Origin of the sequence: Cecembia sp. (assembly GCF_007126775.1) — a bacterium.
Taxonomy (GTDB): Bacteria; Bacteroidota; Bacteroidia; order Cytophagales; family Cyclobacteriaceae; genus Cecembia.
In genome coordinates this window covers 1-15,809 of record NZ_SLAP01000115.1, presented here as the reverse complement: position 1 = coordinate 15,809, position 15,809 = coordinate 1, and the positions used below count along the sequence as shown (strand labels likewise).

The following is a 15,809-nucleotide window of genomic DNA, read 5'->3' as shown; positions in this document are numbered from 1 at the left end:
GACGCTATATTGGACAGACTGGTAAACTCATCACATAGAATAGATCTCAAAGGAGAATCTTTAAGGAAGGGAGTCTTGAAAAATGAATAAAATTAGCCTACTTTAAGCGATCTTTCAAAGTTGCACGGTTTGACCGAAATGACTGGCATGGTCAGACCGAAATATCCACCCCAAGGACAATAGTCCCTTTCTAATGATATCGGGTGCTTTTAGGATGTTTCTTAAGGGGCTATTAATACTTCCCTATATCAGTAAGTATACCTAGTAATTCAGCTGCACTGATCAAAACATTTGGAAAATAATAATTGCTGAATAAGATAAACAAGAGTTAAATAAAAAAGCCGACTTTTTTAGCCGGCTTTTTTATTCAATCGCTTTATTTTGAATAACCTCAATCTAACTCCACTTCAATTTCAGAAGACTCTTCGATGTTTTTCTTGATTTTATTATAAAGTGAGCGGTTGCTTTCTTTGGTGATCAAAATTACCCCATCTGTTCTTTCTGCATTCTGCATTTCTATGGAAGAAACATTCCTGAGCCAGTTGATAGCACTCAATTCAAACAAAGCCAAGGGGTTATTGATTCTGTCCACCCTGAAATAGTTATCATCATCTGCTTCAATTTCTACTTCAAAATCTATATCATCTCCGAAATATTTGAATTGAAAAGGTGTTGAAATTTCCTCATCATCTGTAAAAGTTCCTTGGAAATAAATAGATGGCTCATTTCTGTAATCAATTAAGTCCAGTTCTAATTCTATTTCTTTATATTCCCCTTCAGGTATATTGATGAAGAAATCTACAGATCTGTCAAACTCATTGAAGGTGATTTTTTTGATATCATTAAATTCTATTTCGATTTCTTTTTCAAACTTTCCATTTTCATTTCTTCCCTCCAATTCCAGTTCTAGTTCTTTGATTTGAATAAACCCTTCTTCAATGGTTAAACTGCTGTTTTCAACTCTGGCACCTGCAGTACTCATTGTATTGTTCTTAAGCACAAAAGCTATACCCATTTTACCTTCCCCTTGTCCTATTACAGGAACTTCATTCTCTGGATTACAAGAAGAGAAAACCGTAACTGTAGTCAGGGCTAAAACCGAAAGTAACTTTTTGTAATTTTTCATTTTGATAAGTTGTTTAGTTCTAATAGTTGGTCGAATCTGTTTTTAAAATTGTAATCACTTATTTAAAGTTTTTTTCTATTATTTTTTGAGTCTAAGAATCAGAAACTTAACCTTATCGATCGTATCTATAGATTTATGATAAGTATGATTTTCATTTTCTATTATTCTTTTATAAAAAGCATTGGCTTGTTCTAAGTTTTCCAACTTCAGGTATAATAAAAAGAGATAATACTCGATTTCATCTTGGAATAATTTTTCCTCGTTGGGTTTCTCACTATTTATTTGTTCAATTAAGGTCAAAAACTGTGCTGATTTTTCATAATTGCCAATTGCTAGGTGAGATAATCCTGCCAAAAACAGATTTGATTCCCCGTCAGAAGATATATCAATTAATGATATTACAGACTCATGATCATTGTTTCTATAAGAGTTTAATACTTGATTTTCTTCTATGAAAGCAGAGCGCATGGTAGGGAGTTCATAGGCCATATACTTTGCTTCAAAAAAATCATCAATTTGAGTGTTTATCCAAAAATTACCTACCAAAATCAATAATGTTAAACTGGCTGCAATACCCAACCACCAAGGAGTAATTTTGAATTGGCTTATCTTTTTTGTTTCCTTGACTTCCTTATTTTCATTAATAAATTCCTCGTGTATCTTTTGGATCATATCTTTTTTACCGGACAGTTCAATGCCTTCTCTGCTTAACTGAATAATGGATAAAAGATCACGCAATTCGGGATTATCATTCAGTTCATTTTCAAGGTTCGCTTTTACCTCGGGATCGAGGATTCCATTTAGATAATCATCAATCAAAGCAATATATTTTTCATCCAGCATATCTCAGGGCATTTTTGATGGTTTCATATTTTGAAGGATCAGAGTGAATTTTTTCAATCAATCTTTTTAAGCATTTATGTTTTTTATTCCTTAGGACCTGTTCATTGCTGAAGTTATCTAATTCCATCATTTCTTTCATGCTCAGGTTTTCGTAGTAAAACCAATATAGGATTTGTTTACATTTCTCACCCAATTCAGAGAAAGTGTCCATAACCAGCTGATAACTTTCATGTTTGATCAGTGCAACACTGATATCAACTTCGGTCTCTTCTTTATTATTGGTGAAAATTTCGTTCCTTATTGACATACTTTTTCTCTTTCGTAATTCGCTTATCCAAAGGTTTTTGACAATTGAATAAAGATAGGATTTGATAGAAGCCTCTTGTCTATATTTATTCTCTTCTGCCATTTTGATGAAAACCAAAAAACCTTCCTGAATAATATCTGCGGCATCATCTTCATTTCCGCTATTTTGTAGGACATACTTTTCCAAATATTTATAATGGCTTTTATACAAATAGTTTAAAGCCATATTTATATTTTCTTTGGAGCGGATAGCGCTGATAATCTCCTCAGTGGAATATTCTTTAAGGTCCTTCATTCTTTCCTATTTCTTTGTCGCAATGATTAACAAAAATGTAACCATATCCCTTGAAATAAAAGAAAATATTTCTGCGTGAAGTTGCTGCTTCCTTTTGTTTTTTGGTTAAAAACTCAGCAAAATATGAAATTCCAGTTCTTAAGAATAAATCATTCAAGTTTTGTCTTGGAGATTAGTTGGTTGATAAAGGTTTAAAAAAAATCGGGACAAACTGGCAATATCTTTTAAATTTGAGTTTTACTAAAAACACAGATGAAAATAACCAAAGACCTTTATCAGGGATCACTGGCACTTCTAACCGATTTTTACCAACTGACCATGGCTTATGCTTACTGGAAGGCAGGTAAAGCAGAAGAGGAGGCAGTATTCAATCTTTTTTTTAGAAAAAATCCCTTTCAAGGAGGCTATACAGTTGCTGCTGGGCTGGATTATATCATAGATTTTTGCAGGAATTTTAGGTTTGAGGAAGATGATCTGGAATACCTCAGAGCCATGAAAAATGAGGACAATAGGCCTGTTTTTGAGTCTGCATTTTTAGATTATCTGAAAAACATGGAATTCAGTTGTGATCTAGAGGCAGTAGAAGAGGGGACTGTAATCTTTCCGCATATGCCAATCGTGAAGGTTAAAGGGCCATTGCTTCAGTGCCAATTGTTGGAAACGCCCTTACTCAATATCATCAACTTTCAAACGCTTATAGCCACCAAAGCAGCCAGGATAGTTCATGCGGCAAAAGGAGATTCTGTCCTGGAATTTGGATTGAGGCGTGCGCAGGGAATTGATGGTGCTTTGGCTGCAAGTAGGGCGGCTTTTATTGGAGGATGTTCAGCTACCAGTAATGTGATGGCGGGAAAGTTATTTGGAATTCCCGTTTCGGGAACCCATGCCCATAGCTGGATCATGTCTTTTGATTCAGAATTGGAGGCTTTTAAAGCTTATGCAGCTGCTTTCCCGGATAAATGTATTTTTTTGGTAGATACTTATGATACTGTTAATGGAGTCAGAAATGCAATTGAAGTGGGAAAAGTATTAAGGGAAAAAGGAAAAGAGATGCTTGGAATCCGTATCGATTCCGGTGATCTCGCCTACTACAGTAATTTAGCTAGGGAAATGTTGGATGAGGCGGGTTTTCCAAATGCTAAAATCGTAGCCTCCAATGACTTGGATGAGCAAATCATCACTTCTTTAAAAATGCAGGAAGCCTCCATCAATGTTTGGGGAGTAGGAACAAAGTTGGTAACTGCCTATGACCAGCCGGCATTGGGAGCTGTTTACAAATTAGCAGCTGTTAAAAAAGCAGATGGATCCTGGGAGCCTAAGGTCAAAGTTTCCCAGCAATCGATTAAGATCAATATTCCAGGGATCCAAAATGCAGTTCGTTTTTCCAAGAATGGGAAAGCCGTTGCAGATATGATTTTTTTGGAGGGGGAAAATCTATCGAAATCCCAGCATATGATAATTGACCCTGTAGATCCCACAAAAAGGAAAAAAATCAATACAACGGGTTTAGATCAAGAGCTGCTTCTGAGAAGCATATTTGAAAAAGGCAAAAAGGTTTATGATAGACCTGATATTCAACAAATTAAAGGGAATGCAAAAAGGAATTTGGCCCAATTTGACAAAACGCACAAACGACTTGTCAACCCCCATATTTATCCTGTTGGGTTAGAGGAGAGGCTTTATGAAATGAGAACCCAATTGGTTTTTAAAATGAAAAACTACGATGGAGAGTAAAAGAATTGTTTTTTCTATTCCAAGTTATCAATACCTCCAAGAAGAGGTTCTTCAATTAGGAGACTTTGAAAGAGGGGAAATTGAAATAAAAATTTTCCCGGATGGGGAGCGTTATCACCGTATAATCAATGCTGTAAACGGTAGAGAGGTGGTCCTTATTGGTGGAACTGCTTCTGATACAGATACTTTGGAAATTTATGATATTGCCTATGCATTGATCAAATATGGCGCGAAATCAATAAGAATTTTCTTTCCCTATTTCGGCTACTCTACCATGGAAAGGGCCACAAAAGCAGGGGAGGTGGTCACGGCGAAATCCAGGGCTGTGATGTTTTCCTCACTTCCTAGAACCAGTCTTGGCAATCACTTTTTTTTCTTTGATCTACATACGGAGGGTATCCCGCATTATTTTGAAGGCCAAGTACTGATCAATCATATCTATTGCAAGCCCATAGTGGTCCAAGCTGCCCAAGAATTGGCAGAAGATGGATTTGTAATGGCCTGTACAGATGCAGGACGTGCCAAATGGGTAGAATCTTTGGCCAATGAAATGGGAGTTAATGCAGCGTTTGTGTTCAAAAGGAGGGTTTCAGGTGAAAAGACTGAAGTTACCAGTATTTCAGCTGATGTGGCAGGGAGGGATGTGGTTATTTATGATGATATGGTCAGGACTGGAGGTTCATTGATCAATGCTGCAAAAGCTTACAAAACTGCGGGTGCCAACAAAATTTATACCATCACTACGCATGGTTTGTTCAATAATGACGCATTGAACAAAATTAAAGAAGCCGGTGTAATAGAAAAGGTAGTGGCAACAAATACCCATCCGAACAGTTGTAAATTAAAAAATGACATCCTTAGGGTAGATAGTATAGCCCCATTGATTGCCAAGCATTTAATGGAGCTTGCTTAAATAAAAATTTAGAATTATGAAAGCATTATTAATAGTAGATGTTCAAAATGATTTTTTACCCGGTGGGGCATTGGCGGTAGCTGATGGAGATCAGATTGTACCAGTTATCAATGCATTGCAAGAACATTTTAATTTGATATTGGCAACTCAGGATTGGCATCCTGCAGATCATGGAAGTTTTGCTGCCAACCATCCAGGTAAAAGGGTAGGGGAATTTATTGACTTGAATGGTGTTGAGCAGATTCTTTGGCCGGTACATTGTGTACAAGGGAGTGAAGGGGCCGAATTTCACGCAGACCTGAATAAGGATAATTGGGCAGCTGTTTTTCAAAAAGGTACCCAGCAAAATGTAGATTCATACAGCGGCTTTTTTGACAATAACCGACAAGGGGATACAGGATTGAGTGCATTTTTAAAAGGAAAAGATGTAGATGAAATTTATGTATGTGGTTTGGCTACGGATTATTGTGTAAAATTCACCGTTTTGGATGGATTAACTGAAGGGTTCACCACCTACCTGATTGCTGATGCCACAAAGGCTGTAAATTTACAAGAGGATGATTACGACAGGGCATTGAGTGAAATGGCAGGAAATGGGGCCCATATCATTTCTTCAAAATCCATCATTATGTGATAATTCGCACCTTGCCCTGCCACATGTGGCGCTTACTTTTGCATTATTATTGAACGCAAAATGGGCAGGAGAATTGGGCTTCTTTTATTGTTTATATTCCTAAGTTTAAAGGATGTATTCTCACAGAATAACAGGGCAATTGATGCTAACCATATAGGCTGGAATGCCTTTTTTCTTAATTATGCTTTGAATGATAAGTGGAGCATGCATGGGGAATTTCAATGGCGCAGAACAGAATTTATCAAGAAGCCTCAACAAAACCTTTACCGTACCGGTCTGAATTTGAAATTAAATCCAAGCGTCATCTTCAGGTTTGGATACCTTTATGCAGATACGTTCAATTACGGTCAAATTCCGATCAGTAGTTTGGGAATGGAATTTCCTGAACACAGGACATATCAAATGTTCACGTTAAATAACCCAATTGGAAGGATACAGGTATCCCATAGGTTTATGTTGGAGCAAAGATGGCTTGGATCATTCAGTGATAAAACACTCGAAAGACCTGATGATTATGTCTATCTCAATAGGGCAAGGTATATGGCAAGGATAGATATTCCACTAAAAGGTACAACGATTGGGAATGGTATTCCTTATATAGCTGCTTATGATGAGCTAATGATTGGTTTTGGAAAGAACGTGAATCAAAATGTGTTTGACCAAAACAGGATTGGAATTTTAACAGGATACCGTTTTTCTAACCAAATCCGGGTTGAAGGTGGTTACTTTAACCAAATTGTGCAACTTGGGAGGTTGGTTGAAGGGAAAAATGTATTTCAGGGAAATAGAGGCTACATCATCAATACCTATTTTAATTTTTAATACCGCATACAAGGAATAATGGTACTTCTCCTGTTTCGTTGGTTAGGATCTCCAAAAAGGAAAGAATAACGGATTGAAATCTCATGGGCACCACCAGAATTGCGGAGAGCCATTTTCGAAATGGTAAAGTCATAGCTATATCCAATATCCAAGCCGCTTTCGAGTGTAATTCCGAGTAGGGCAATAATGGATTCATTGTTTGGAAGTGCATACTTGACAGGAAATCCACGGTACCATACACCAAATACCAGAGGTTGAATAAATATCTGTGTTCCTATATCCAATTGATTGAATGGGTCTTGGTGCTTATAATTCACAGCGAGAAAAGCCGCTCTTTCTTGTCTGGAATTATTGAAATAATTATTGATCAGCCCTTCACCTAAGTCAATTTTCAGACCACCATGCATAGAAAGCTTCATGGGTAACTTACTGATTCCATCATCTATAAATGAAACATTGGGTTGTGTGAGGTGGTGCCCTGATACCCCGACCCAGAAGGTCTGCGTGTGGTACAGCATCCCAAAATTGAAATCCGCATAGCGGTGCCTATAATCATCAGGAAGTGCTTCACCACTATCTACTCCTATGGTACCAGAAATAATGTCCAGTTGATTGCCAAAAATCAAATCACCAAAGTAGGCATCCCTTGAGACGAAACTTGCCTGACCCCCAACCCTTAAGAATGAATCATTGCCCAATTTTAACCTGTAGGAGTAGAGCAATCCTACTTCATTGTAGTTAAGCCTTGATTGACTTTCCATAGAACCGTTAAAAATCACCCCAATACCACTATTGATATCGTACATATAGTGATCTATATAGGCAGAATACTTATTGAATGAATGGTCAAGTCCAGGCCACTGGTTCCTATAATTCATACCCACTCGTGTCAAGTCTGAAGCACCTGCAAAGGCAGGGTTCAAAAAAAGTGGTGCAGCATAAAATTGAGAATATTGAAAGTCCTGACCTTGAACTTTTAATCCAAATAAACCAATTATTATTATGAGACACAGTTTTTTCATGTAATTATTGAAAAATTTAATCATTGTTTTTTAATTAACCAGTGTAAAAACTCCAGTTTGACTTCCTTTTTCACCGTCCACCGCTTTAAAAACTATTTTGTAAACATAATTTCCATTCGGGCTTAATGTTCCTCTCAGTCTTCCGTCCCAACCTGCATCATCCATATCGAAAGTAGAATAAACCAACTCTCCCCATTTGTTAAAGATGTGCATTTCAAATTCGTCAATTCCCCGCATTTTTGGCATAAAGGTATCATTGATGCCATCTCCATTAGGTGTAAATGCATTGGGAACCATGATTCTGTAAGCAGCGATAACTTCAACCTCTATGCTAGTGGAAGAGACGCATCCCAACTCATCAAATGTTAAGAGGGTAATGGTGTAAATTCCAGGCCTTTCGTAGGTATGTGTAGGATTTTGTTCGTTGCTTTTTGTTCCATCTCCAAAATCCCACTCCCAGGCAATTACATTGCCCAAGGTTTCATCAATAAACTCTACGGGATCCCTTACGAGTATTTCTCCCATGGTACCTAAAGAAATAACTGAATAAGTAAAGTCAGCCTCTGAGAAAGCCAAAGGCATGACGATAACCTCTAGCGCTTCTGCAAAACAGCCATTTTCATCATATACCATGACTGAAAGCTCTCCGTCCTGATAGAATAAGGTTTCCATAACATCGGTATCTCCATTACTCCAAAATATGGAATAATCACCTTTACCCCCTATTATATCTATAAAAGCTACACCTACCAATTCCTGGTTATCACAATCAACCTGGTATCTGGTGTCTAGCCTTACTTCAAGTCTTTCTGGTTCCTGAATAATGAAAGTCTGCTCGATCCTACAGTCATTGTCATCTCTAATGCTGACAGTATAAGTACCGGCAGGAAGGTTGCTTCTGAACAGACTGCTCAAATTAGGATCATCAGACCAGGATACTTCATAAGGTTGAATTCCACCTTGAATATCAACTCTTATGTAGCCGTCCATGTCCCCTTGGCATAGGAGTTCTTCTGAGAAGTCACTGATGATTTCGAGTGGTTCAGGTTCAAGTATGGTATAATTGGCAGCTGTGGAACAGCCATTTCTATCTGTAACCAAAACAGAATAATCTCCAGGAGCTAAATTCCTCAGGTTCCTGCTATTCGGACCATGTGACCATCGGAAAGTATATGGTGCACTTCCACCTTGAACATTGAGAGAAATACTTCCATTGTTGAAACCTGCGCATTGGCTATTTTCCACTACTTCGGTTAGGGTAAGAATTTCTGGCTCTCTGATATTGAAAGAAGATGTTATTGTACAGCCCAATGAATCCTCCACTACCACAGAGTAGGTTCCTGCTGTCAGGTTACCTGCAAATAACTGGTCCTCCAAGCCATGGCTCCACCTGACGCTGACCGGTTCCCTTGCTCCGATCAGTGACAGTTGAATGGAGCCATCGTTACCTCCGAAGCAGGAAACAGGACTGAGAGCTTCAAGGTTTAACCTCCAATTAGGTGCTGGAAGTATTTCTATAGATTCTTGTGCCCTACATCCATTGATGTCTGTCACAGTCAAAGTATAAGTACCTGGACCAAGATTGGAAATGGTTGGGGTTGTGGCTCCATTGGACCATAAGTAGGTATATGGACCTGATCCTCCGTCCACATTTGCGGTAATCTGAACCCTTTCTCCCGGTGAGCAGAGTACCTGATTGGCTACAAGTTCTATATCAAATGGAAGTACTCTTGGAGGAATCTCGTAGGTAGCTTCTATTTCACAACCTGCTGCATCCGTAACCCTAACGGTATAACTTCCGGGCTCAATTCCGATAAGATTTTGAGTAGTAGCACCGTTGGACCATTCAAAGGTATAAGGTGCAGTTCCTCCTGTTACGTTGAGATCCAAAGTGATTTCATCATCGAAGGCACAGAAAAATGTTTCAAAATTTGCATCTAATTCCAAAGGTGCATCAGGCTGGTTAATGGTGTAAGTCCTTGAGATGACACAAGAATTCTCATCTACAATGAATACGGTGTACTGACCCGCAGGAAGACCGTCAATGGAGGTTCCAATTCTCCCATTACTCCATTGTACGCTGTAAGATCCAGTTCCTCCTCTAATATCTAAGTTGATAGCACCCGTACTTTCACCATGACAGGTCACATCGATTACTTCAGGTGTAACTTGGATTGGCAAAGGTTCATGGATAAAGACTACATCTTCTATAGGATCACAACCTTGGTCTGTAATGGTATACCTATAATAACCACCTGACAAATTGGTCAATTGGGTAGCATTGTTAAGACCGGGGTTTGGGGTGAAATTAACACCATCACTTGAGTAAGCCCAGTTGATTTCATATGGAGTAGTTCCTCCAGTAACCTGTAAATTAATTCTTGCAAGATTTCCAGGGCACCTGATTTCAGTGTTGGTTACATTTACCTGAATAGGAAGTGGCTGACTTAAAGTCCTTGAAGGTATAAGTACAGGACAGCCATTGGAGTCAGTTGCAGTGAAACTGTAGTTGACATTCGCAACCAAGTTATCAAAAACAATCTCTTCTCCTTCATTTCCAGTATAAGTATTTCCTTGGAAATTGATGATATAGGGGGCAGTTCCCCCAATTAACGTAAATGCAATTCGTCCATTACTTGCTTCATAGCAGGTTAAATTTTCAGCAGTAAATTGCTGAAGTGTCAAAGGAGCGGCAGGTTGATCTACCTGGATCAAAATATCTTCAGATCGGCAACCTGTTGCGTTATTGATTGCATAAGCGGTATATATGCCAGCAACTGCTGTAAATTGGTTTCCAAAAATTTGGCTACCATTTACATAGAATGTAAAGTTATCTGCGTTACCCAAAGAGGCTGAGAATTCAATGATGGTATTGCCTCCAAAACAAAGGATTTCTCCTTTAGTATAATCCAAATTAAATAGAGGAGGCGCTTCCACCAATACATCCTCAGATATGGCTCCACAGCTATTCGCATCTTCCACAGTATATTTATACAAGCCTGGCCCAATATTATCCAAAACAAGTCCATTGAATGGTAGTAATTCCCAAGTGGAAGTAGCGAAATCAAATCTTTCCCAAGTGATGATGTAGGGAGTTTCCCCTCCTGAAATGGTCAGGCTGATAAATGTAAGATTAGGTTCGCAACTAATCTCCGGACTGGTATGCGTTACGTTGACAAGGTCAGGTTGAGTAATTTCAAAATCTCTGGAAATCAGACAGACATCGTCTCTATCATAGACAGTCAAAGTGTAATCACCTGAAAGTAAGTTGGTAAACTCATATTCAGTATTTCTGTCCAAATCGGTAAGTTGCTGCGTAAAACCACTTGTATTGGTAAGTACCGCTCTATACAGTAATCTACCACCGTTTATCTCAAAAGATATCCTTCCTGTTGGCGTACCAAAACATTCTCCATCTTCCTTCATGAAGTTATTGATCTCTAATGGTCTGTCTGGTCCTGCAATTTGAACCAGGACAGGGTCAGATTGGCAACCGAAATTATCAACAATCCTCACCTGATAATTTCCAGGAGCCAAATTACTTAAGGATAGGACTGAACCTTGTGATATATTGTTGACCAAAAGGGTAAAAGTTCTTCCTGATTGTACCTCAGGGTTCAAAATATTGATAATGCCATCATTTGCTCCAAAGCAACTTATATCCTGCCAATCCACATTGAAGGTTGGCTTCATAATGGCATTGACGGTAAATGTTCCGGACCTGATACCACAACCTGGATCATCTATCGACCATGTGTAATTACCGGGAAGAAGATCCTCAAAAATAAATACGCCTGTATTTTCGTCTTCTATGACTCTATTGGTTCCGTTGGTGGAATTTATTTCAATTCTTTTACCGGGCACGCCTCCATTAACTGTAAGACTAAATGTTGCCAGATCATCCGCACAAATGGGCTGGACTACATTAGTCGAAGTAATGATCTCAGCAGGTTGGGTAATCTCATAATCATCAGAGCGAAGTAGACAGCCATTATCATATGTTATTTCCAAGAAATAGGTACCAGCAATGAGGTTATTCAGGTCGGCAATTGCAATCGGGGATACTCCTGAGGGAAGGGTTCTCCTATACCATTGTTGGGAGGTTATGGTAGAAGTATTTCCGGAAAGTTCGTAACTGATGATCCCATCATTCCCGTTGAAACAAGACACATCTTGGACCACCTCGATGGTGAAGAACGGCTGGTCTGCCTCTTCAATGGTAATACTTCCATGGTCTTCACAGCCGGCATTATCTGTAACCCTTACATCATAATCACCAACACCAAGACCGGACATCACTGCACCATTAACTGGCTGCCAGATACCACCTAAGAATATTTGGAAAGTGTATCCTGGTACACCACCGGTAGCCGTTAAATTCACAATACCGGTTTGTCCAGGACAATCTGGATCCACTGTACTGGTTATCAATCTTAGAGGGTTATTTGGACCAGGTAAATTGACAATTCTGGTTACGGTACAGTTGACACCTGTACTGTATTCAATTCTATAAAATCCAGGGGTAAGCCCATTGACTATTGTGGTATTTTCGGCAATCAAGGCACCGGTCTGCACATTGAACCATTGACTTGTTCCCATTCCGGGAAGTGCACCAGCAAAGCTGACCTCAATAGACCCATCATCGAAAATACAGGAAGGAGATTGAACATTCACCAGATTGATTTCCAAAGGATCTGGCTCTGAGACAATTATGTTTTCTATTCTTGCTTCACAGTTATTTGCATCCCTGACGGTAACAGCGTAAGTTCCAGGGCTTAGATTGGAAGGGTTCTGATTAATGAAACCATGGTCCCAGTTAAAGAAGTACAACCCCGTACCTCCGGTAACTTCTATAAATATTCTTCCATTATTCCTACCCACACAGGTTACATCATCTACGCTTAAAACATTGATCTGAATAGGGTCAGGTGCGTTGATGGTAAATAGTTCTTCATTTGTACAACCATTGGCATCTGTTACCCTTACAATATAATTACCTGAACCAATATTGGATAAAGTAGAAGTTGTAGAAGGAAGTGGATCTAGTACGCCCATTCCATTGTCCCTGAACCAACTGAAAGTATAACCCGGATTACCTCCTGCTACCTGTATTTCTATTCTACCATCTGTAGCGCTATCACAAGTAGGTTCAATTACATTTAGAACACTGATTTGGACTCCTGTTGGAGGTTGATTGATCGTTATATTATTCAGTTCTCTAAAGCAACCGTTAGCATCGGTTACCCTGACATTATAAGTTCCTGCAGGAATATTTGAGATATTTTGAGAATTTGATGTAAATCCATTTGAACCGGTCCATTGAAAAGTATAACCTCCTGTTCCACCACTTGCTAAGACATTAATGGCACCTGTGGCTTCTCCAAAACAACCCACATTGGTCGGTTGACCGTCCAATTGAAGATTTAATGCCGGAGTAGGTGGAATGGTAACATTTTGAAGAATGAAACAATTCGGGTTGGTCTGGTCAAAAATTCTGGCCACATATTCTCCTGGACCCCTATTGCTGAGTAAGGCATTATTGGACAGAACAGTTGAAAAATTACCTGCCCTAAACCACTGTACCCCCAAATTCCCACTTCCACCTGAAAAAGCAATTTGAATTGACCCATTGTTTTGCCCGGCACAGGTTTCCATTGTTACATCTATATTGTTAACAGTGATTTCTGGGAGTGATGTGATATTGAAATTAAGATTTGGAACAGCACAATTATTCGCATCTCTTATTTCAATAAAATTATTGATAGAAGCACCCAAACCAGGAATAGTAACATCTCCTAGAGAGGTAGTAACAGGTGTTCCGCCATTTAAGCTATATGTGTAGGGTGAGGTTCCTCCCGAAATGGTAAAGCTGACGGTTCCTGAGTTCTCACCAAAACAACCCACATTGGTAACAACGGGACCATTTACTGTTAAAGGATTGGGCTCATTGATTACAAATTGCCTTGTGACAATACAATTATTGGCATCTCTTACGACAATTCTATATGTGCCTCCAGATAGATTCATGAGGTTTAAACCTGTCTGTCCAGGCATATCCACAAATACACCACCACTTCTGACCTGCCATTGGTAAGTAAGCGCTCCTGTTCCGCCACTCACTTGTAAACCAGTGATTGATCCATTTCCATCACCATGGCATAGTATATCTTGTATATTTAAATTGGCATCATTGAATAGAATTTGCGGAGCTGGACTTATGGTTGCTTCATGGACAATCTGACAAGCGCCTCCATCATATGCAATGTTGACAAAATAAGTGCCTGCGGGTAGATTTGGAAAAAGGACATCATTTCCGACTAGCGTTACTCCATTGGTAGTTACTGCAAATGTACTTGAAGTGTCGGCTATTTGAATCCGAAGACTACCATCCGAACCACCAAAACAAGAAGGGCTAACCGGAGTAGATGTTACTACTGGGGCTGGTGGAACACCTGTATTAACATTCAATATCAGTTCGCAACCACCGGAATCAGTAATCGTAACCGTATTCATTCCAGCTGGAAGGTTGTATGCAATAGGTGTGGTCTCTCCATTACTCCATAGAAAGGTATATGTTCCCCATCCACCGCTGACATTGGTCACTTGCGCAGAGCCATCATTAGAACCAGCACAGGTCAACTCTGTTAATCCATTGATATTGGCAGTGAGAGGAGATGGAGGACCAGCGACTGTTACATTGGCAACTGCAAAACATCCTTCTGCGTCAGTAACCGTGACTGAATAATTTCCAGGAACCAGGCCAGTGGCAGTAGCCGAAGTGGCGCCATTACTCCATAAATAAGTAAATCCTTCCCATCCACCGGTAGCTACTACAGTTGCAGTACCATCATTATCCCCAAAACATGAAATAGGCGTAGAAGAAGTAGCTAAATTAATAGCAGAAGGAGGTGCACCAATATTCACAGTAAACTCTTCCTCACATTGGGGATAACTTCCACCACCATGTCGTACCCGGATTGTATAGGTACCGGGTCCAAAACCAGTAAAAGTTTGCTGCCCTGTATTGGCTCCTATAGCGACAGATGCATTATTGACAGCAAAAGTTCCATTAGGACGTATGATGTCTACATTTATATTTGCTGGAGGAAACGCAAACCCCATAAATACCCTGTCTGCCCTTAAAGTAATGGTGCCATCAGTTTCCCCAAAACATGTTACTTGGGTAGGAGTGGCGGTATATTCTAATAAAACTTCATTGCCAATGGTAAAATCCAGCTCCGCCGGACAACTTTCATCCCTATAGAAATCGGTTACTTCCAATACATAATTGCCAGCTGAGAGTTGATTGTATTCAATTACTCCTCCGGGCGCTAATGTCCATCCATTGACATAAGTACCATTGGCTCTTCTTATCCTGAAACTTACATCCCCTGTGACTCCTGTAGCGGTAAAGGAAACTCCTCCATTTTCCTGACAGGTTTCAGGGAAAGTACCTACACCAGCAATTGGGTCAAATACAATTGGATCTACATCCGGTATTTCAATTTCCGTCAATTCAATACATAAATTGGCATCTTCTACTTCTACTAAATATTGGCCTGCTGGAATTCCTCCAAGGTTTAGAGGTCCTCCAGGGAAATTATTAATGGTATTGACAATATTTCCATCCAAATCAAAAAATCTTATGGTGTATGGTGCAAGCCCACCACTGATATCTCCTGTAACCACTCCCGTAGTTTCCGATACACATTGTAATACGTCGATGACATTGACATCCAAGTCAAAATTAGTTACTCCAAAAAATGAAAAGTTACGGGTTAGGGTATTTCCTACGTTATCGACTACCGTAACCGTGTAAATCCCCGCTTTTGCCTGGGTTAATACACTGCTCTGTGACCCTGCGAGATTACTATTGGTTTGTACCACCTCTCCTTCAAAGGACCATTGGTATGTGTATGGGGCTACTCCCCCGGAAACACGGAATTCCACAGATGTCCTACACTCAGAGAAAAATGACTCCTGAACAATGAGTTGGGCATTTGATTCTTGGCTTATTCCCAAGAAAAAAGTAATTGCCAAAACAATATTCAAAAAAAGAAAATTAGTTTTTTCCATAAAGAAATTAAATTAACCAAACCAATTTTTCGCCCTTT

General features: G+C 39.4%; 9 protein-coding genes. 4 read left to right on the top strand and 5 right to left on the bottom strand.

Going from position 1 to position 15,809, the window contains the following annotated elements; genetic code table 11:
• Window positions 1–391: 391 nt before the first annotated feature.
• From QZT73_RS07880 to QZT73_RS07870, 3 genes are all read right to left on the bottom strand, one after another.
• Window positions 392–1,126, bottom strand: coding sequence for a hypothetical protein (locus tag QZT73_RS07880; RefSeq protein ID WP_291787541.1), 735 nt, complete (start codon window positions 1,124–1,126; stop codon window positions 392–394).
• A 78-nt stretch (window positions 1,127–1,204) separates the two neighbouring features.
• Window positions 1,205–1,969, bottom strand: a complete 765-nt coding sequence (locus QZT73_RS07875) for a hypothetical protein (protein WP_291787539.1) — start codon at window positions 1,967–1,969, stop codon at window positions 1,205–1,207.
• On the bottom strand, window positions 1,959–2,570 hold the full coding sequence (locus QZT73_RS07870; RefSeq protein WP_291787537.1) for a sigma-70 family RNA polymerase sigma factor: 612 nt from the start codon (window positions 2,568–2,570) through the stop codon (window positions 1,959–1,961). The genes QZT73_RS07875 and QZT73_RS07870 overlap by 11 nt, the downstream gene beginning before the upstream one ends.
• A 252-nt stretch (window positions 2,571–2,822) precedes the next feature.
• Between QZT73_RS07870 and QZT73_RS07865 the strand changes: the two genes are divergently transcribed.
• From QZT73_RS07865 to QZT73_RS07850, 4 genes are read left to right on the top strand one after another with little or no spacing between them, the layout of a single operon-like run.
• Entirely contained in the window at window positions 2,823–4,304 is a 1,482-nt protein-coding gene (locus tag QZT73_RS07865; protein ID WP_291787535.1) for a nicotinate phosphoribosyltransferase, read from the top strand.
• Window positions 4,294–5,217: a ribose-phosphate diphosphokinase gene (prs, locus tag QZT73_RS07860; protein WP_291787533.1), complete on the top strand. Its 924-nt coding sequence runs from the start codon at window positions 4,294–4,296 to the stop codon at window positions 5,215–5,217. Before QZT73_RS07865 ends, prs begins: the two co-directional genes overlap by 11 nt.
• A 16-nt stretch (window positions 5,218–5,233) precedes the next feature.
• Entirely contained in the window at window positions 5,234–5,851 is a 618-nt protein-coding gene (pncA, locus tag QZT73_RS07855; protein WP_291787531.1) for a bifunctional nicotinamidase/pyrazinamidase, read from the top strand.
• A gap of 60 nt (window positions 5,852–5,911) precedes the next feature.
• Window positions 5,912–6,673: a DUF2490 domain-containing protein gene (locus QZT73_RS07850; RefSeq protein WP_291787530.1), complete on the top strand. Its 762-nt coding sequence runs from the start codon at window positions 5,912–5,914 to the stop codon at window positions 6,671–6,673.
• Here QZT73_RS07850 and QZT73_RS07845 read toward each other — a convergent pair.
• The gene (locus QZT73_RS07845) at window positions 6,670–7,695 is read right to left on the bottom strand and encodes a type IX secretion system membrane protein PorP/SprF (RefSeq protein ID WP_291787528.1); all 1,026 of its coding nucleotides are present in this window, start codon (window positions 7,693–7,695) and stop codon (window positions 6,670–6,672) included. The genes QZT73_RS07850 and QZT73_RS07845 overlap by 4 nt on opposite strands.
• Window positions 7,696–7,725: 30 nt before the next feature.
• On the bottom strand, window positions 7,726–15,771 hold the full coding sequence (locus QZT73_RS07840; RefSeq protein ID WP_291787526.1) for a gliding motility-associated C-terminal domain-containing protein: 8,046 nt from the start codon (window positions 15,769–15,771) through the stop codon (window positions 7,726–7,728).
• Window positions 15,772–15,809 lie beyond the last annotated feature (38 nt).

Bases quoted from the DNA above. Each gene is read 5' to 3' on its own strand.
- QZT73_RS07840 (WP_291787526.1), bottom strand. From the start codon at position 15,771: ATGGAAAAAACTAATTTTCTTTTTTTGAATATTGTTTTGGCAATTACT.
- pncA (WP_291787531.1), top strand. From the start codon at position 5,234: ATGAAAGCATTATTAATAGTAGATGTTCAAAATGATTTTTTACCCGGT.
- QZT73_RS07880 (WP_291787541.1), bottom strand. From the start codon at position 1,126: ATGAAAAATTACAAAAAGTTACTTTCGGTTTTAGCCCTGACTACAGTT.
- QZT73_RS07845 (WP_291787528.1), bottom strand. From the start codon at position 7,695: ATGAAAAAACTGTGTCTCATAATAATAATTGGTTTATTTGGATTAAAA.
- QZT73_RS07870 (WP_291787537.1), bottom strand. From the start codon at position 2,570: ATGAAGGACCTTAAAGAATATTCCACTGAGGAGATTATCAGCGCTATC.
- prs (WP_291787533.1), top strand. From the start codon at position 4,294: ATGGAGAGTAAAAGAATTGTTTTTTCTATTCCAAGTTATCAATACCTC.
- QZT73_RS07865 (WP_291787535.1), top strand. From the start codon at position 2,823: ATGAAAATAACCAAAGACCTTTATCAGGGATCACTGGCACTTCTAACC.
- QZT73_RS07850 (WP_291787530.1), top strand. From the start codon at position 5,912: ATGGGCAGGAGAATTGGGCTTCTTTTATTGTTTATATTCCTAAGTTTA.
- QZT73_RS07875 (WP_291787539.1), bottom strand. From the start codon at position 1,969: ATGCTGGATGAAAAATATATTGCTTTGATTGATGATTATCTAAATGGA.